Source organism: Cohnella xylanilytica, from assembly GCF_014212175.1.
GTDB lineage: Bacteria > Bacillota > Bacilli > Paenibacillales > Paenibacillaceae > Cohnella > Cohnella xylanilytica.
The window spans coordinates 71,383-84,673 of record NZ_JACJVR010000073.1; the positions used below are offsets into that span (position 1 = coordinate 71,383).

General features: G+C 65.6%; 9 protein-coding genes. 1 reads left to right on the forward strand and 8 read right to left on the reverse strand.

What is annotated here, in order from left to right:
• Window positions 1-14: 14 nt before the first annotated feature.
• From H7B90_RS18960 to H7B90_RS18975, 4 genes are read right to left on the reverse strand one after another with little or no spacing between them, the layout of a single operon-like run.
• Window positions 15-704: a CoA transferase subunit A gene (locus tag H7B90_RS18960; RefSeq protein ID WP_185137450.1), complete on the reverse strand. Its 690-nt coding sequence runs from the start codon at window positions 702-704 to the stop codon at window positions 15-17.
• Window positions 705-736: 32 nt separating this feature from the next.
• Window positions 737-1,918, reverse strand: coding sequence for an acetyl-CoA C-acetyltransferase (locus H7B90_RS18965; RefSeq protein WP_185137451.1), 1,182 nt, complete (start codon window positions 1,916-1,918; stop codon window positions 737-739).
• Window positions 1,919-1,933: 15 nt separating this feature from the next.
• The gene (locus tag H7B90_RS18970) at window positions 1,934-3,712 is read right to left on the reverse strand and encodes a CocE/NonD family hydrolase (RefSeq protein WP_260411112.1); all 1,779 of its coding nucleotides are present in this window, start codon (window positions 3,710-3,712) and stop codon (window positions 1,934-1,936) included.
• The gene (locus H7B90_RS18975) at window positions 3,709-5,403 is read right to left on the reverse strand and encodes a CocE/NonD family hydrolase (protein ID WP_185137452.1); all 1,695 of its coding nucleotides are present in this window, start codon (window positions 5,401-5,403) and stop codon (window positions 3,709-3,711) included. The genes H7B90_RS18970 and H7B90_RS18975 overlap by 4 nt, the downstream gene beginning before the upstream one ends.
• 112 nt (window positions 5,404-5,515) lie before the next feature.
• On the opposite strand from H7B90_RS18975, the gene H7B90_RS18980 reads away from it, so the two are divergent.
• Complete coding sequence (locus H7B90_RS18980) at window positions 5,516-6,415, forward strand: LysR family transcriptional regulator (RefSeq protein ID WP_185137453.1); 900 nt, start codon at window positions 5,516-5,518, stop codon at window positions 6,413-6,415.
• A gap of 140 nt (window positions 6,416-6,555) precedes the next feature.
• Here H7B90_RS18980 and H7B90_RS18985 read toward each other — a convergent pair whose 3' ends face one another.
• The 4 genes from H7B90_RS18985 to H7B90_RS19000 all read right to left on the reverse strand — a co-directional run bounded on the left by H7B90_RS18985 (window position 6,556) and on the right by H7B90_RS19000 (window position 13,282).
• Window positions 6,556-8,091, reverse strand: a complete 1,536-nt coding sequence (locus H7B90_RS18985) for an ABC transporter substrate-binding protein (protein ID WP_185137454.1) — start codon at window positions 8,089-8,091, stop codon at window positions 6,556-6,558.
• A gap of 103 nt (window positions 8,092-8,194) precedes the next feature.
• Window positions 8,195-9,097 carry a hydroxymethylglutaryl-CoA lyase gene (locus H7B90_RS18990; RefSeq protein ID WP_185137455.1) on the reverse strand — a complete coding sequence of 301 codons (903 nt, stop codon included), beginning with the start codon at window positions 9,095-9,097 and terminating at the stop codon, window positions 8,195-8,197.
• Window positions 9,094-10,476: a CaiB/BaiF CoA transferase family protein gene (locus H7B90_RS18995; RefSeq protein WP_185137456.1), complete on the reverse strand. Its 1,383-nt coding sequence runs from the start codon at window positions 10,474-10,476 to the stop codon at window positions 9,094-9,096. The genes H7B90_RS18990 and H7B90_RS18995 overlap by 4 nt, the downstream gene beginning before the upstream one ends.
• Window positions 10,477-11,002: 526 nt before the next feature.
• Window positions 11,003-13,282 (reverse strand): beta-glucosidase family protein, encoded by a 2,280-nt coding sequence (locus H7B90_RS19000; protein ID WP_185137457.1) that lies wholly within the window; start codon window positions 13,280-13,282, stop codon window positions 11,003-11,005.
• Between the last annotated feature and the right edge of the window lie 9 nt (window positions 13,283-13,291).

Below are 13,291 nucleotides of genomic sequence, written 5' to 3' on the forward strand. Positions count from 1 at the left end.
GACTCCCCCTTCGCTCATGCTCTTACCGTCCTTTTCTCGATGCGCTTCTGCTGGCGGCCTTCCACGATTCTCTGCACGTAGATGCCGGGCGTATGAATCTGCTCCGGCGGAATGGCTCCGATCTCGCAGACGGCTTCCGCCTCGGCGATCGCGACGGTTCCCGCCGCCGCCATGAGCGGGTTGAAGTTCTGCGCCGTCTTCGCGTAGACGAGGTTGCCCATGCGGTCCGCACGGACGGCGCGGATCAGGCTGAAGTCGGCCGTCAGCGCCTCTTCCAGCACGTAATCCTTGCCTCCGAACCGCCGCAGCTCCTTGCCTTCGGCGATCGGCGTTCCGACCCCCGCGGGCGTATAGAAGGCCGGGATGCCGGCCCCGCCCGCGCGGATCTTCTCGGCCAGCGTCCCTTGCGGAATCAGCTCGACCTCCAATTCGCCGGACAGCGCCTGCCGCTCGAACTCCTTGTTCTCGCCCACGTAGGAAGCGATCATCTTGCGGATCTGCCGGTTGCGCAGCAGAAGGCCGAGTCCCCAATCGTCGACCCCGCAATTGTTGGAGATAACCGTCAGCTCCCGTACGCCCTTCTCCGCGAGCGCCAGGATGAGATTTTCGGGGATGCCGACGAGGCCGAACCCTCCGACCATCAGCGTCGCCCCGTCCCGAATATCGCGAATCGCTTCGAGACACGAACCGAATACCGGCTTCAAACGCCCTTCCCCCCTTCTCCGCTTGCGTTCGCTCACGCTCTCTCCAGCACCATGGCCATTCCCTGCCCGCCTCCGATGCACAGCGCGGCCAATCCATAGCGGGAACCCCGCCGCGCCATCTCGTGAACGAGCGAGACGACGATTCGCGCTCCGCTCGCTCCGATCGGGTGGCCGAGCGCGATGGCGCCCCCGTTCGGGTTGACGGCGGACGGATCGAAGCGGAAGTGGCTCAGGCAGGCCAGCGCCTGCGCCGCGAACGCTTCGTTCAGCTCGACCAGGCCGATCTCCGTCTCGTTCAATCCCGCTCGCGACAGGGCTTGGCGGATCGCCGGGACGGGACCGATGCCCATGTATGCCGGGTCCACCCCCGCCGACGCGGCGGACCGGAGCTTCGCCAGGGGCTTCGCCCCGAGCGCCCGGGCCCGGGACGCGCTCATGAGCACGACGGCCGCCGCCCCGTCGTTGATGCCGGACGAGTTCCCCGCGGTCACCCGGCCGTCCTCCCGGAAGGCCGGCTTCAGCCGGAGCAGCTTCTCGAGAGTCGTATCCGGCCGCGGGTATTCGTCCGCTTCCACCGTCGCGCTCGAACCGCCCTTGGCCGGAACCTCGACCGGAATCGTCTCCTCGCGGAATCGCCCTTCCCGCGCCGCCTCCGCCGCCCTTCGCTGGCTCTCGAAGGCGAAGCGGTCGAGCTCCTCGCGCCCGATCGAATACCGCTCGCACAAATTCTCGGCCGTAATGCCCATGGGATGACGGCCGATGGCGCACCACAGCCCGTCGTGGACGAGGCTGTCGACGAACGTCCCGTGTCCCATCCGCAGGCCCGCCCTGGCGTCCGGGACGAGATAGGGAGCCTGGCTCATGCTCTCCATGCCTCCGGCGACGACGACCTCGCTCTCCCCGCAGCGGATCGCCTGCCAAGCGAGCTGAATCGCCTTCAGGCCGGAGCCGCATACCTTGTTGACCGTCCAGGCCGGAACCTCCGGCGGAAGCCCCGCGGCCAGCGCCGCCTGTCTCGCCGGATTCTGGCCCGAGCCCGCCTGCAGGACGTTGCCCATGATCGCTTCGTTCGCCGAAGCCGGGTCCGCTCCCGACCGCGCCAGCGCCTCCCGAATGACTTCGGCTCCCAACTGCGCGGCGGACTTCTCTCTCAAAGCGCCGTTCAACTTGCCGATCGGCGTTCGAACGGCGCTGACGATGACCGCCTCTTCCATGACGCGGAATCCCTCCTAATCCTTCTTGTAAGGAACGACGATGCGGGAGGGACGGTCCTTGCCCCCGTAGATCGTCTGGTTCGCGATCCTCTTCTCCGTCTGGAGCGCCCACGGCCCGCTTACGTTCCGATGCGCGTGATAGGCGGGGAAGTTGGACGAGGACACGTCCACCCGGAGCTTCGACCCGGCCTTGATCGTCCAGACGATCGGCCACAGCTCGATGTCCGCCTCCGCGACGCTGCCCGGCTCGTACGGCCGCGGCCGGGTCGCGCCTCCCCGGTAAGCCAGGCTGACGATGCCGTCCCGAATGTTGAACGCGCGACCGTCCGGCAGCACCTCCATGACGTTGGCCGCGAACGCCGTGTCCTCCGCGTCCGAGCTCGCGAAGAGATGAACCCGGATGCTTCCGGCGATGGGCAGCTCCTCGGCGAGCGGCTCGGACTCGAACGTCAGGACGTCCTCCCGTTCGCCGGGAGGCGGCTGCAGGACGCTGCCCGCCGGCGCGGCGTCGTCCGCGCCCGACAAGTAGCGGAGCAGCCCCGCTCCTCCTCTCGTGGGCACCGGCCGGTCCGGGTCGTACCGGAAGCGGGCCGCTTCCCCGGCGACGGAAGGCTCGCCATTCAGCCGCCCCCCGCCCAGATAGAACGTGCGGAAGCCGTCGGGCTCCGGCCAGCCGTCCCACCTTTTCCAGCGCCCCTCGCCGATCGCGTACGCTTCGACGCCTCCCGTCGGGTGGGGATATTCCCGCCCCTTCAGATGATGGTCGAACCATTCCAGCGCGTCCTTCAGATGGTTCCGCTCGGCCCCTGGCATCGGATAGTCGCCCGAAGCCTGCATGGAATGCACCCACGGTCCGAGGATGAACCGGCTGGCGGCCCGCGTGGCCGGAGGCAGCTTGCGGTAATCCCGCGTCATGCCGTCCAGATGCTGATCGAACCAGCCGTCGACCAGCAGGACGGGCGTTCGGACGCGTCCCGGAATGTCCCGCAGCTCCGCCCAGAACCCTTCGCGCCAATACGCGTCCTCCGGGCTGACGTTCGCGATCCATTCCCGGTACCACGGCAGCTTCCGGCCGAACAGCTCCTCGTCCATGGCGATATGCGGCACCGTCCCGATCGCCTTCGCGAACAGCCCCTCGGCCGGCACGCCGGGCACGCCCGCGTTGTCGATGGCCCATCCCGTATACACGTCGAGCCGGAACATTCCGTTCATGTACAGCTGCCGGTACCGCTCGGTCGTGAAGCCGGCCAGCGCCATCGCCTTCACTTCGGGGGGCAGAGCGTCCGCCATCGCCCATTGCGCGGCGCTGAGGTACGAAGGACCGTACGTTCCGATCCGGCGGTTCGTCCAAGGCTGCTCCAGCATCCAGCCGATCGTGTCGAGGCCGTCCCGCCGCTCGTTCTCGAACGGGATCCACTCCCCTTCCGATTCCCCGGTTCCCCGGCAATCCTGGAGCACGACCGCGTAACCGTACCGGGTCCAGACGTCAGCCGTCGCCTCCAGATAGGGCCGCATTCCCGGGTACGGATAACGAATGAGCACGGCCGGCCAACGCCCCGTTCCGGCGGGAACGTACAGCCGGGTCGCGAGATGCGCCCCGTCGCTCATTCGCACCCGATACGTCTGGACGCCGCCGGGTTCGTGCGTCGCTTCGGGCATTCCCTTCAGCAGCGAATCCAGAATCGGATCGGATGCCGCTTCCGGCCCGAGGGAGACGCTTTTCGGGTCGCTTTGCGAGTCGTTCTGCGAGTCGTTCATGGGCTCGTTCCCCCGTTCATTTTCCGGCTCGTTCATGCGCCCTCCCCTCCTTCCTCCGCCACGGGAACGTCGAGCCAAGTCTCGGCCCCCTCCCCGACGTAGACGGTCTGCCGGGCGACCTTCGTCTTCTCCTGAAGCGACCAGATTCCCGCCGAGTTCGGGTGGGCATGGTACGCCGGAAAATTGGAGGAAGAAACGTCGACGCGGAGCCGCGAGCCCCGCTTGACGGTCCAGACGATCGGCCACAACCCGATCGTCGCTGCCGCCTTCTCTCCCGGGACATAGGACAGCGGAGCCGGCGCGCCGTTCCGCAGCCTGAGGCTCGTAATGCCGTCCCGGATGTTGAAGGCGCGGCCGTCCGGCAGCACCTCCATCACCTGCACGGCGAAGGACGTGTCCTCCGCGTCCGAAGAGACGGTCAGACGCGCCGACATCGCCCCCGCGATGGGCAGATCCGCATCCAGCGGCTCCGAGAGGAACGTCAGGACGTCCGGCCTCGACCCCGGAGGAGCCTGAAGCACGCTCGCCGGCGGGGCCGCGTCCGGGTCCCCCGACAAGTAATGGAGCAGCGCCGCTCCTCCCCGGGTCGGAACGGGGCGTTCGGGGTCGTAATCGAAGCTCAGCGCCCCCGGCTCCCCGTTCTCCCCCTCCGGCGCGAGCAGGCCGGCGCAGCCCGCTTCCTTCAGGCGGCCCGCGGCGCTCAGCCGGAACCGCCTGCTAGTAGCGGGATCGAACCGGCCGTCCCGCGTTCTCCACGCGTTTTCCCCGATCGCGTAAACGTGCACCTTCCCCTTCGGCCCGCCATAATCCGCGCCCTTCAGATGACGGTCGAACCAGCGCAAGGCGGCCTCCCGCTGCCCCGGCCCGAACGCGTCGTGACCGGGGTAGTCGAGATCGCCGGACGCGTCCGACGTATGAATCCAAGGCCCGATAATCAGAACGCTGGCGGCGCGGACCTCTTCGGGGAGCTTGCCGTAGCTCGCGATCGAGGCGTCCAGATTGTGATCGAACCAGCCGGCCGTCATCAGAATCGGCACCTTCGTCCTTCGCGGAACGTCTCTGACCTCGGCCCAGAACCCTTCGTTCCAGCAAAGGCCTTCCGGACCGGGCTGGGTGACCCACTCCCGGTACCAGGGCAGCTCCCGCCCGAACAGCCGCACATCCATCTCCGCATGGGGGCGGGTCTTCAGCGCTTCCCGATACAGCTCGCCGCGCGGAACGAGCGGATCGGCTCCGGCATTGCCGACCGCCCACGACGTGTAGATGTCATGACGGAACATCCCGTTCATGTAGCTCTGTCGGTATCTCTCGATGCCCGTCACCGCGATGAACATCGTCTTGACCTCGGGAGGAAGCGCGTCCGCCATGCACCATTGCGCGACGCCGGAATAAGACGCCCCGTACGTCCCGATGTTCCCGTCCGACCACGGCTGCCGGACGATCCAGGCCAGAGAGTCGAGCCCGTCTTCCCGCTCGCGGACGAACGGCGTCCACTCTCCTTCGGAACCTCCCGTTCCGCGGCATTCCTGATAGACGAAGGCATAGCCGTGTCCGGCCCAGTACGCCGCCGTCTCGAGCCAGTGCGGCAGCATGCCCGGATAAGGCGATCGGGCGAACAGAACGGGCCAAGGCCCTTCCCCTTCCGGCAGCCTCACGTGCGTCCGAAGCCGGACGCCGTCCCGTGACCGGACGTAACGGACCGCCGAGCCGTCCTTGCCGACGCTCATGCCGGCCACCTCCTCGTTGTCCCGTTTTCGCATAGGTTTTTTTGATATAGAATAAGGAATGAAGACTCTTCCATCGACAACGCCTATTGAATTCGAAAAGGATGGTATTCGCATGCGCACGGAACAGCTGCAGCACTTCGTCGCGGTCGCCCGCTTCGGCTCCTTCTCGCAGGCCGCCGAGCACCTTCACATCGCGCAGCCGAGCGTCAGCCAATCGATCGCCAACCTGGAGAGCGACCTGAACGTCAAGCTGTTCGAACGGTCCCGCTCCGGCATTCGGCTGACGCCGATCGGCGAATCGCTGCTTCCCAAAGCCCAGAACGTGCTCAACATGGTCGAAGAGATTTACGACGAAGTCCGCGCCGAGACGGACCTGGCGAGCGGCAGCCTGAACATCGCCGCGATTCCGAGCATGTGCAACGCCTATCTGAGCGACGTCCTCTCCGCCTTCAAGAAGAGGCACCCCGCCGTCCGGATCGAGGTCCGGGAAGACGGCACGAACGAGATTACGCGGGACGTCGCGGCGAACCGGGTCGACGTCGGCCTCATCTCGCGGCTCCCCGAGGATTCGCTCGATCCCCGGATCGAATTCCATCCCTTGCTGACGGGAACCTATATGGTCTACGTCGGCCGGCACTCCTCCATGCCTCTGCGCAACCCGCTCCCCAAGGAAGAGATTCTGAAGCAGCCTCTCATTACGCTGCAGAGCGGGTACCGCCAAGAGGATTACCTGAAGCGGATGCTGGGCTCCGACGAGCTCAACGTCCTGCTCACGCTGGGGTACACGGAAGCGGCCAAGAAAATCATCTCGCAAGGAATCGCCGTCGGCTTCTATCCGGACTTCTCGGTTCGGAAGGACCCTTACGTGCAGGCCGGCGACATCATGGCCTTCGACATCGAAGGCAACGACGTCGCGCTCCGGTTCGGCTGGATACGCGCCCGCAACCAGAGATTGACGGTGGCCGCGCAGCGGTTCATCCAGGTGCTGAGAGAAGTCGTCGACGGCTCTTGAGCCCTCTGGGGGATGGCGGATGCCTCGGTTGCCTGAGTGCGCCCGGTTGCCCAGCGGCGCGCATCCCGCCTTTCCGACTTCCCGCAGCCCTTCCCGCCGTCCTGCCGTCCTTCCCGTCTTCCCCGCGCGCGGCCGCGCCCTTATTTGCCGTTGACGGCCAGGAAGGCGTCCAGCTGCTTCTGCTTCTCGGCGATGATCTTGTCGCCGCCCGCCTGCTTCAGCTTGGACACGAAGTCGGTCAGCACCTTCGGATCCAGGCTTCCCGAATCGAGTCCCGACCGGTACTGGTTCACCACGTTCGTCACCGCGGCGACCTCGGTCTTGACCGGCGTGGCGTCGAAGGAGAAGCCGAGCGCGGGGGAGTAGGTCGCCTCCTTGTTGAACTGCTTCAGCTGGTTCCAATGGTCCGGATCGGTTCCTTCCCACGTATAGGTCAGAGCGGCGTTGCCGACTTCCCATTGGTTAAACGTGTACCCGCTTTTCGTGCCGTCGGGAACCTTGATCTGCCCCTTCTCCGTCTTCACGTAATGCTTGCCTTCGATTCCGTTGTCCAGCAGGTTGATGACGTCGGCGTCGGTATACAGCAAGTTCATGAGCTGCATGGCTCGTTCCGGGTTCTTGCTGTTCTTCGGAATGGACAGCATGAAGGCGCTCGGTCCCGTCGCCCCGCCTACCGGCTTCGTCAGCCGGACCGCTTCCATCTCGTATCCGTTCAACTGGTTCTCCTGCTCCTCGAAGCCCGGCTTCATGTTGGACAAGTAGCCGAACGCCTTGCCCGCCTTGATCAGCGCGGTGTTGGTCTCCTGCGTCGTGGCGGCGTCGGGCATGAGGTACCCCGCTTGGTACCATTTGCGGGCGAGCTCGACCGCGTCCTTGTACTTCTGCGTCTCGAACAGATTGACGACCTTCGTGCTGCCTTCGCCCAGCTCCAGAACGCCCAAGCCCTCTCCCAGGCTGTCGAATTGGCTGGCGACGAGCTCGCCCGCGATGCCGTTCGTGTTCGAACGTTGAACGAGCGGGTAGATGCCCGGTTCGTTCTCTTTGATCTTCTGGAAAACGGGGCCGAGATCCTCGTACGTCTTCACCTGGCTCAGGTCGATGCCGTACTTGTCCAGCAGATCCTTCCGGGCGATGAAGCCGTAGTCGGCCGCCACCTCGCGGAAGCTGGACACGCCGTAGATTTTCCCGTTGATTCTCGTCCCCTCGAACACGATCGGCTCCAGCGTATCCTTGATGCCGGGCCCGTACTTCTCCAGCAGCTCGTCGAGAGGAAGCAGCTGCCCCTTGGCGACTTGGCTGCTGTAATTGAACAACGACGAAGTAACCAGCAGATCGAGCGGCTCGTTGCCGGCCAGAAGAAGGTTCGTCTGCTGCTGCCAGGCGGAGACGTCGATCGGCATCAGCTTCACGGTCGCGTTGATCTTCTGCTTCGTGATCTTGCTGATCTCCTCCTGCACCGCCTGAACGTCCGTCATCGTGCCGATTCCGATGAACGCCAGCGTCAGCTCGACCGGCTTCTCCTGTCCGGATGCCGATTCGGAACCGGACGGGCTTGAAGGCGACGAAGCCGAAGGGCTGCCGTCCCCGGAGCCGCTGCACCCGCCGAGGATGAGCGCGAAGCCTAACAGGATCGCCGCCGTCGCCGTCCATGCCGACTTGCGTTTGTTCTTGACCATTTTCGAGTCCCCCTTTAAATGACTTCCCTTCGATCGTGTAAGCGGATTCAATTCGCGCCGGAAAAGCGGGCCGCCGCCTCGGGCAGCAAGCCCCCCTATAGCGTTATGGCCGTCTCCCGCGCGCCTGCAGTCCGCGGCTCGGCAGCCGCTTGCCCAGCTTCGATTGGACGAACCCGGCCGCGTCGATGAGCTCCGGAAGCGAGACTCCCGTCTCGATGCCCATCTCGCTCAGCATATGGACGACGTCTTCGGTAGCGACGTTGCCCGATGCTCCCGGCGCGTAAGGGCAGCCGCCGAGCCCTCCGGTCGATGCGTCGAATCGGGCGATTCCCATCCGGAGCGCGCCGGCAATGTTCGCCAGGGCCATGCCCCGCGTATCGTGGAAGTGCAGAGCCAGCCGGTCGGCGGGGTAGCGGGCGAGCAGCTTCTCCAGCGCCTCCTCCACCTGCCGGGGAATGGCGACGCCGATCGTGTCCCCCAACGATACCTCCGAAGCTCCGTTCTCGAGCAGGAAGTCCGTCACCCGAACGACGTCGTCCAGCTTCACCTTGCCCTCGTAGGGACAGCCGAACGCGGTCGAGACGTAGCCGCGCACCGTTCGTCCGGCGGACCTCGCCGCCTCGGACACCTCGGCGACGACCGGCAGCGTCTCGGCGATGCTCTTGTTGATGTTGCTCCGGTTGTGGGTCTCGCTGGCCGACAGGAAGACGGACACTTCGTCGATCCCGGCTTCCAGAGCCCTCTCGAGGCCCCGGGCATTCGGCACGAGCGCCGCGTAGACGACGCCGGGACGGCGGCGGAGGCCGCGGGCGACCTCCATCGCGTCCGCCAATGCCGGAATCCACCGGGGACTGACGAAGGAGGTCGTCTCGATGTAGCCGAGCCCCGTGGACGACAGCCGGTCGATCCACGCGATCTTATCCTCCGTGCCGAGCGGTTCCGGCTCGTTCTGCAAGCCGTCCCGAGGTCCTACCTCCCGAATCCAAGCCCTGCCCGGCAGCTTCATGCCGTCTCGCCTCCCGTCGTTCCCGTCGGTGTCCCCGACGTCGAGCTGATAGCCGATTCCGTCATCGATCCGACAGCCGGCTCCGCCGTCGATCCGGCCGTCGGTGCCGCCGACGATCGGAGCGTCGTTCCGGCCGGAGATCCCGCCGGCGGTTCCGCCGTCGGCCGCTGCGCGCCGCGTCCGTCGCGGACGTTGACGACTCCGAATCGGACGAGCCGCTCGATCTCGGCGGCGTCGTACCCGAGCTCGCGGAGCACTTCCCGCGTATGCTCGCCCAGCAGCGGCGGAGGCCCCTGCACGGCGACCTCGCTCTCGGAGAAGCGGATCGGCGTGCGAAGGACGGGCAGGCTCCCGAACACGGAGTGCTCCACGTTCTCGATGATGCCGTGGTCGCGAATCAGGTCGCTGCCGACGAGCTGCTCCACGTCCCAGATCGGCCCGTGCAGCACGTTATGCTCCGCCAGCGCGGCGCACCATTCCTCCGTCGTCCGCTCCGCGAACACGGCGTCGAGCCGTTCGGTCAAGCGCTCCCGATGGGCGAGCCGAAGCCGGTTCGTCGCGTAATCGGGATGGTCGGCCAGCTCGGGGCGGCCGATCACCTCGCAGAAGACCCGCCATGCCCGGTCCGTCTGGGCTCCCGCCATAAGCCAGCCGTCCCGGGTTCGGAACGCCTGATACGGCACGACCTCCGCGTGCTGGCTGCCCATCGGCTCGGGAGAGCGCCCGGTCGCGACGTATTGGCCGAACCGGGTGGACAGGTTGAACGCCATCGTGTCGATCAGGTTCAGCTGAACCCGCTGCCCCTTCCCCGTCCGCTCCCGATCCAGCAGCGCCGCGCAGATCGCCCCGAACGCCATGTAGGCGGTCGAGTTGTCGGCGACCGGCACTCCGACCAGGAGCGGCTTGCCGTTCGCGCCGGCCTCCCCGGTCAAGCTCATCACCGCCCCCATCCCTTGGACGATCGGGTCCATGCCGGGCCGCCGCGCGTATTCCGGCGTATCCCCGAACGCGGAGATCGAGCAGTAGACGATGCGGGGATTGATCTCCCGGATCCGCTCGTAGCCGACTCCCAGCTTGTCGCAGGTTCCCGGCCGGTAATTCTCGACGATGACGTCGGCGCCGCGGCACAGGTCGAGGGCGATCTGAAGCCCTTCCGGCTCCTTCAGGTTCAAGGAGACGGAGCGTTTGCCGTGGTTGTAGGCCGCGAACAGGTAGCTCTCGCCGTCCTTGAAGTAGCTGCCCGAGCCGCGGACCTGGTCGCCGGTCAAGGGTTCGATCTTAACCACCTCGGCCCCCAGGTCGGACAGCATGTTCGTGCAGTACGGAGCGACGAGCCAATGCGCGATTTCGATTACTTTTATCCCTTCAAGCGGTCCCATGAAGTCATCTCCTCAGAAGGCGGTTAAGTGGAGCGCGAACCACCCTAAGGGGCGCTTCCTGATTCGATTTTATCTATAGACGATCGCGATGTGAAATACCGATATTACATATAACCATAGGAGTTGCCTATACGAAATTGCGGGGATCGTGCCGGGTAGAGAGATTCTTCGCGCCTCTTCCAGTCTCGACGGGGCGGGAGGCTCTAACGAATCGTGGAGACGCTATTTCGTTGATAACAAGCCTTTTTCAGCTCTAACGAATCGTATGGACGCTATTGCCGGAAGCCCGTTTTTCCCCCGAGTTGCCCTTAATAATAAGATCGCTGGGGTTCGTTAGAATTTCAAAATGAGCTTCTGACGCGAAACAGCGTCTCCCGAGTCCGTTAGACTCGTACCCATGATTCGGATTGGAACCAGGAACGAGACTTCCCTATCTCCATATCCGAAGAACTCGGTTAGCGAAGCGGTTTTTCGCAGAAAAAAAGCAGCCCCGCGACATCCTGCCATCGCGAGGGCTGCTTGCGCGTTATTCGATTCCATTAGAGCCGTTCAATCGATCCAGCCACGCCTCCAGCGCCTCGTCCGTGAAGGCGCCGCCGCTGAAGGCGACGATGGCGCGCAGCGGCAGGTAGCGGGCGAACGCGGCCATCATGTCGGCGGCTTCGCCGTCCGAATCTTCCGGCAGCGGGAACGGCGAATTCTTCATCAATTCCTTGACGGCGGGCCCTCCGACCGGATCCGCGAGCAGGTCGCCGACCGTGGTATTGCGGTCGAACCGCTTCGCCAGCTTCGAGGTCGAGCGCACGGTCAGCGTCTCCTTCAACCGGATATCGGCCGAGGAGGAGCCGACGAGAATCTCGAATTCGCCCGACTCGACGCGCCAGTCCTTGAGCTCGACGTCATAGAACGCGAACGCCCGCTTCTCCAGCGCGAAGACGACCTCCTTCTCTTCCCCGGGCCGAAGCTCGACCTTGGCGAAGCCCTTGAGCTCCTTCTCCGGGCGAATGACCGAGCTCTCGACGTCCCGGACGTAGAGCTGGACGATCTCCTTCCCGGTCCGGGCCCCGACGTTCCTCACCCGCACGGAGACGTTCACGGTCTCGGTGTCGTCGATGACGGAGCGGTCCATCGCCAAGCCGCCGTACTCGAAGCTCGTGTAGCTAAGGCCGTGGCCGAACGGGAACAGCGGCTCGATGCGCTTGGCGTCGTAATACCGGTAGCCGACGAACAGCCCTTCCCGGTACTCCACCCTGTCGCCTTCGCCCGGGAAGTTCAGGTAGGACGGATTGTGCTCCAGGCGGACGGGGAACGTCTCCGCCAGCTTCCCGCACGGGTTCGCCTCGCCGAAGACGAGATCCGCGATCGCCCCGCCGAGCGCCTGGCCGCCCAGATACGCCTCCAGCACCGCCGACACGCGGCCGAGCCACGGCATCTCGATCGGAGCGCCGTTGCTGAGCACGACGACGACCCGGCTCTGCGCCGCGGCGACCGCTTCGATCAGCTTCGCCTGATTGTCCGGAATGCGCAGGTGCGTCCGGTCGAACCCTTCGGACTCGTAGCGCTCCGGCAGTCCGGCGAACACGATCGCGACGTCCGCCCCGCGGGCCGCTTCCGCCGCTTCCCGGAACAGCTCGTCATGGACGGCGTCGCTGGCCAGCTCGTAGCCTTGCGCGTAGACGAAGTCGACGGCCGGTCCGGCCACGGCGGCCAGCTCCTCGCGGATTCGCTCCAACCGGGTCGGCTTCACGTGAGAGCTGCCGCCCCCTTGATAGCGCGATTGCTCGGCCAGCTCCCCGATGACCGCGATCCGGCCCGTCTTCGCCAGAGGCAGGAGCCCGCCCTCGTTCTTGAGCAGCACCATGCACTCTCTAGCCACCTCGCGAGCGAGGCGGTGATGGGCCTCCGCGTCGTAAGACGCGTCAGGCTTGCGGGCGTCGACCGCGCGGAAAATTACGGTCAGCAGCCGCTCCACCGCGGCGTCCAGCTTCTCCTCGGCCAGCTTGCCGGAACGCACCGCTTCGGCGATCTTGCGGTCGCCGGCCCCGTTGCTGGACGGCATCTCGAGCTCGAGGCCCGCGGCCAATCCGTCGACGCGCTCGTTGACCGCTCCCCAGTCGGACACGACGAAGCCTTCGTGGCCCCACTCGTCCTTGAGGATGTCCGTCAGCAGAGTCGGGTTCTCCGAGGCGAACGTTCCGTTCACTTTGTTGTAGGAGCACATGACCGTCCAAGGCTGCGCCTTCTTGACGGCGCCTTCGAAGCTGGCCAAGTAGATCTCGCGCAGCGTCCGCTCGTCGACGACGGAATCGCCGGTCATGCGGCGGTGCTCCTGGTTGTTGGCGGCGAAGTGCTTGAGCGACGTGCCGACGCCTTGGCTCTGCACGCCTTCAATGTGCGCGGCCGCCAGCTCGGAGGACAGGTAAGGGTCCTCCGAGAAATATTCGAAGTTGCGGCCGCAGAGCGGGGAGCGCTTGATGTTCGCGCCGGGCCCGAGCAGCACCGCGACGTTCTCGGCCTGGCATTCCTCGCCGAGCGCGGCGCCAACCTTACCGATCAGCTCGCGGTCCCACGAGCTGGCGAGGCCCGCGGCGGACGGGAAGCAGGTCGCCGGCACGCTGTCGAACAGCCCCAGGTGATCGGCGCTCGCCTTCTGCTTGCGCAGCCCGTGCGGCCCGTCGGTCATCATGACGGACGGAATGCCGAGCCGCTCGATCCCCTTCGTATTCCAGAAGTCGAGTCCGGAGCACAGTCCGGCTTTCTCTTCGAGAGTCATTGCCGAGATGAGCGCTTTGAGATCGCGTTCCATCGATTCCAT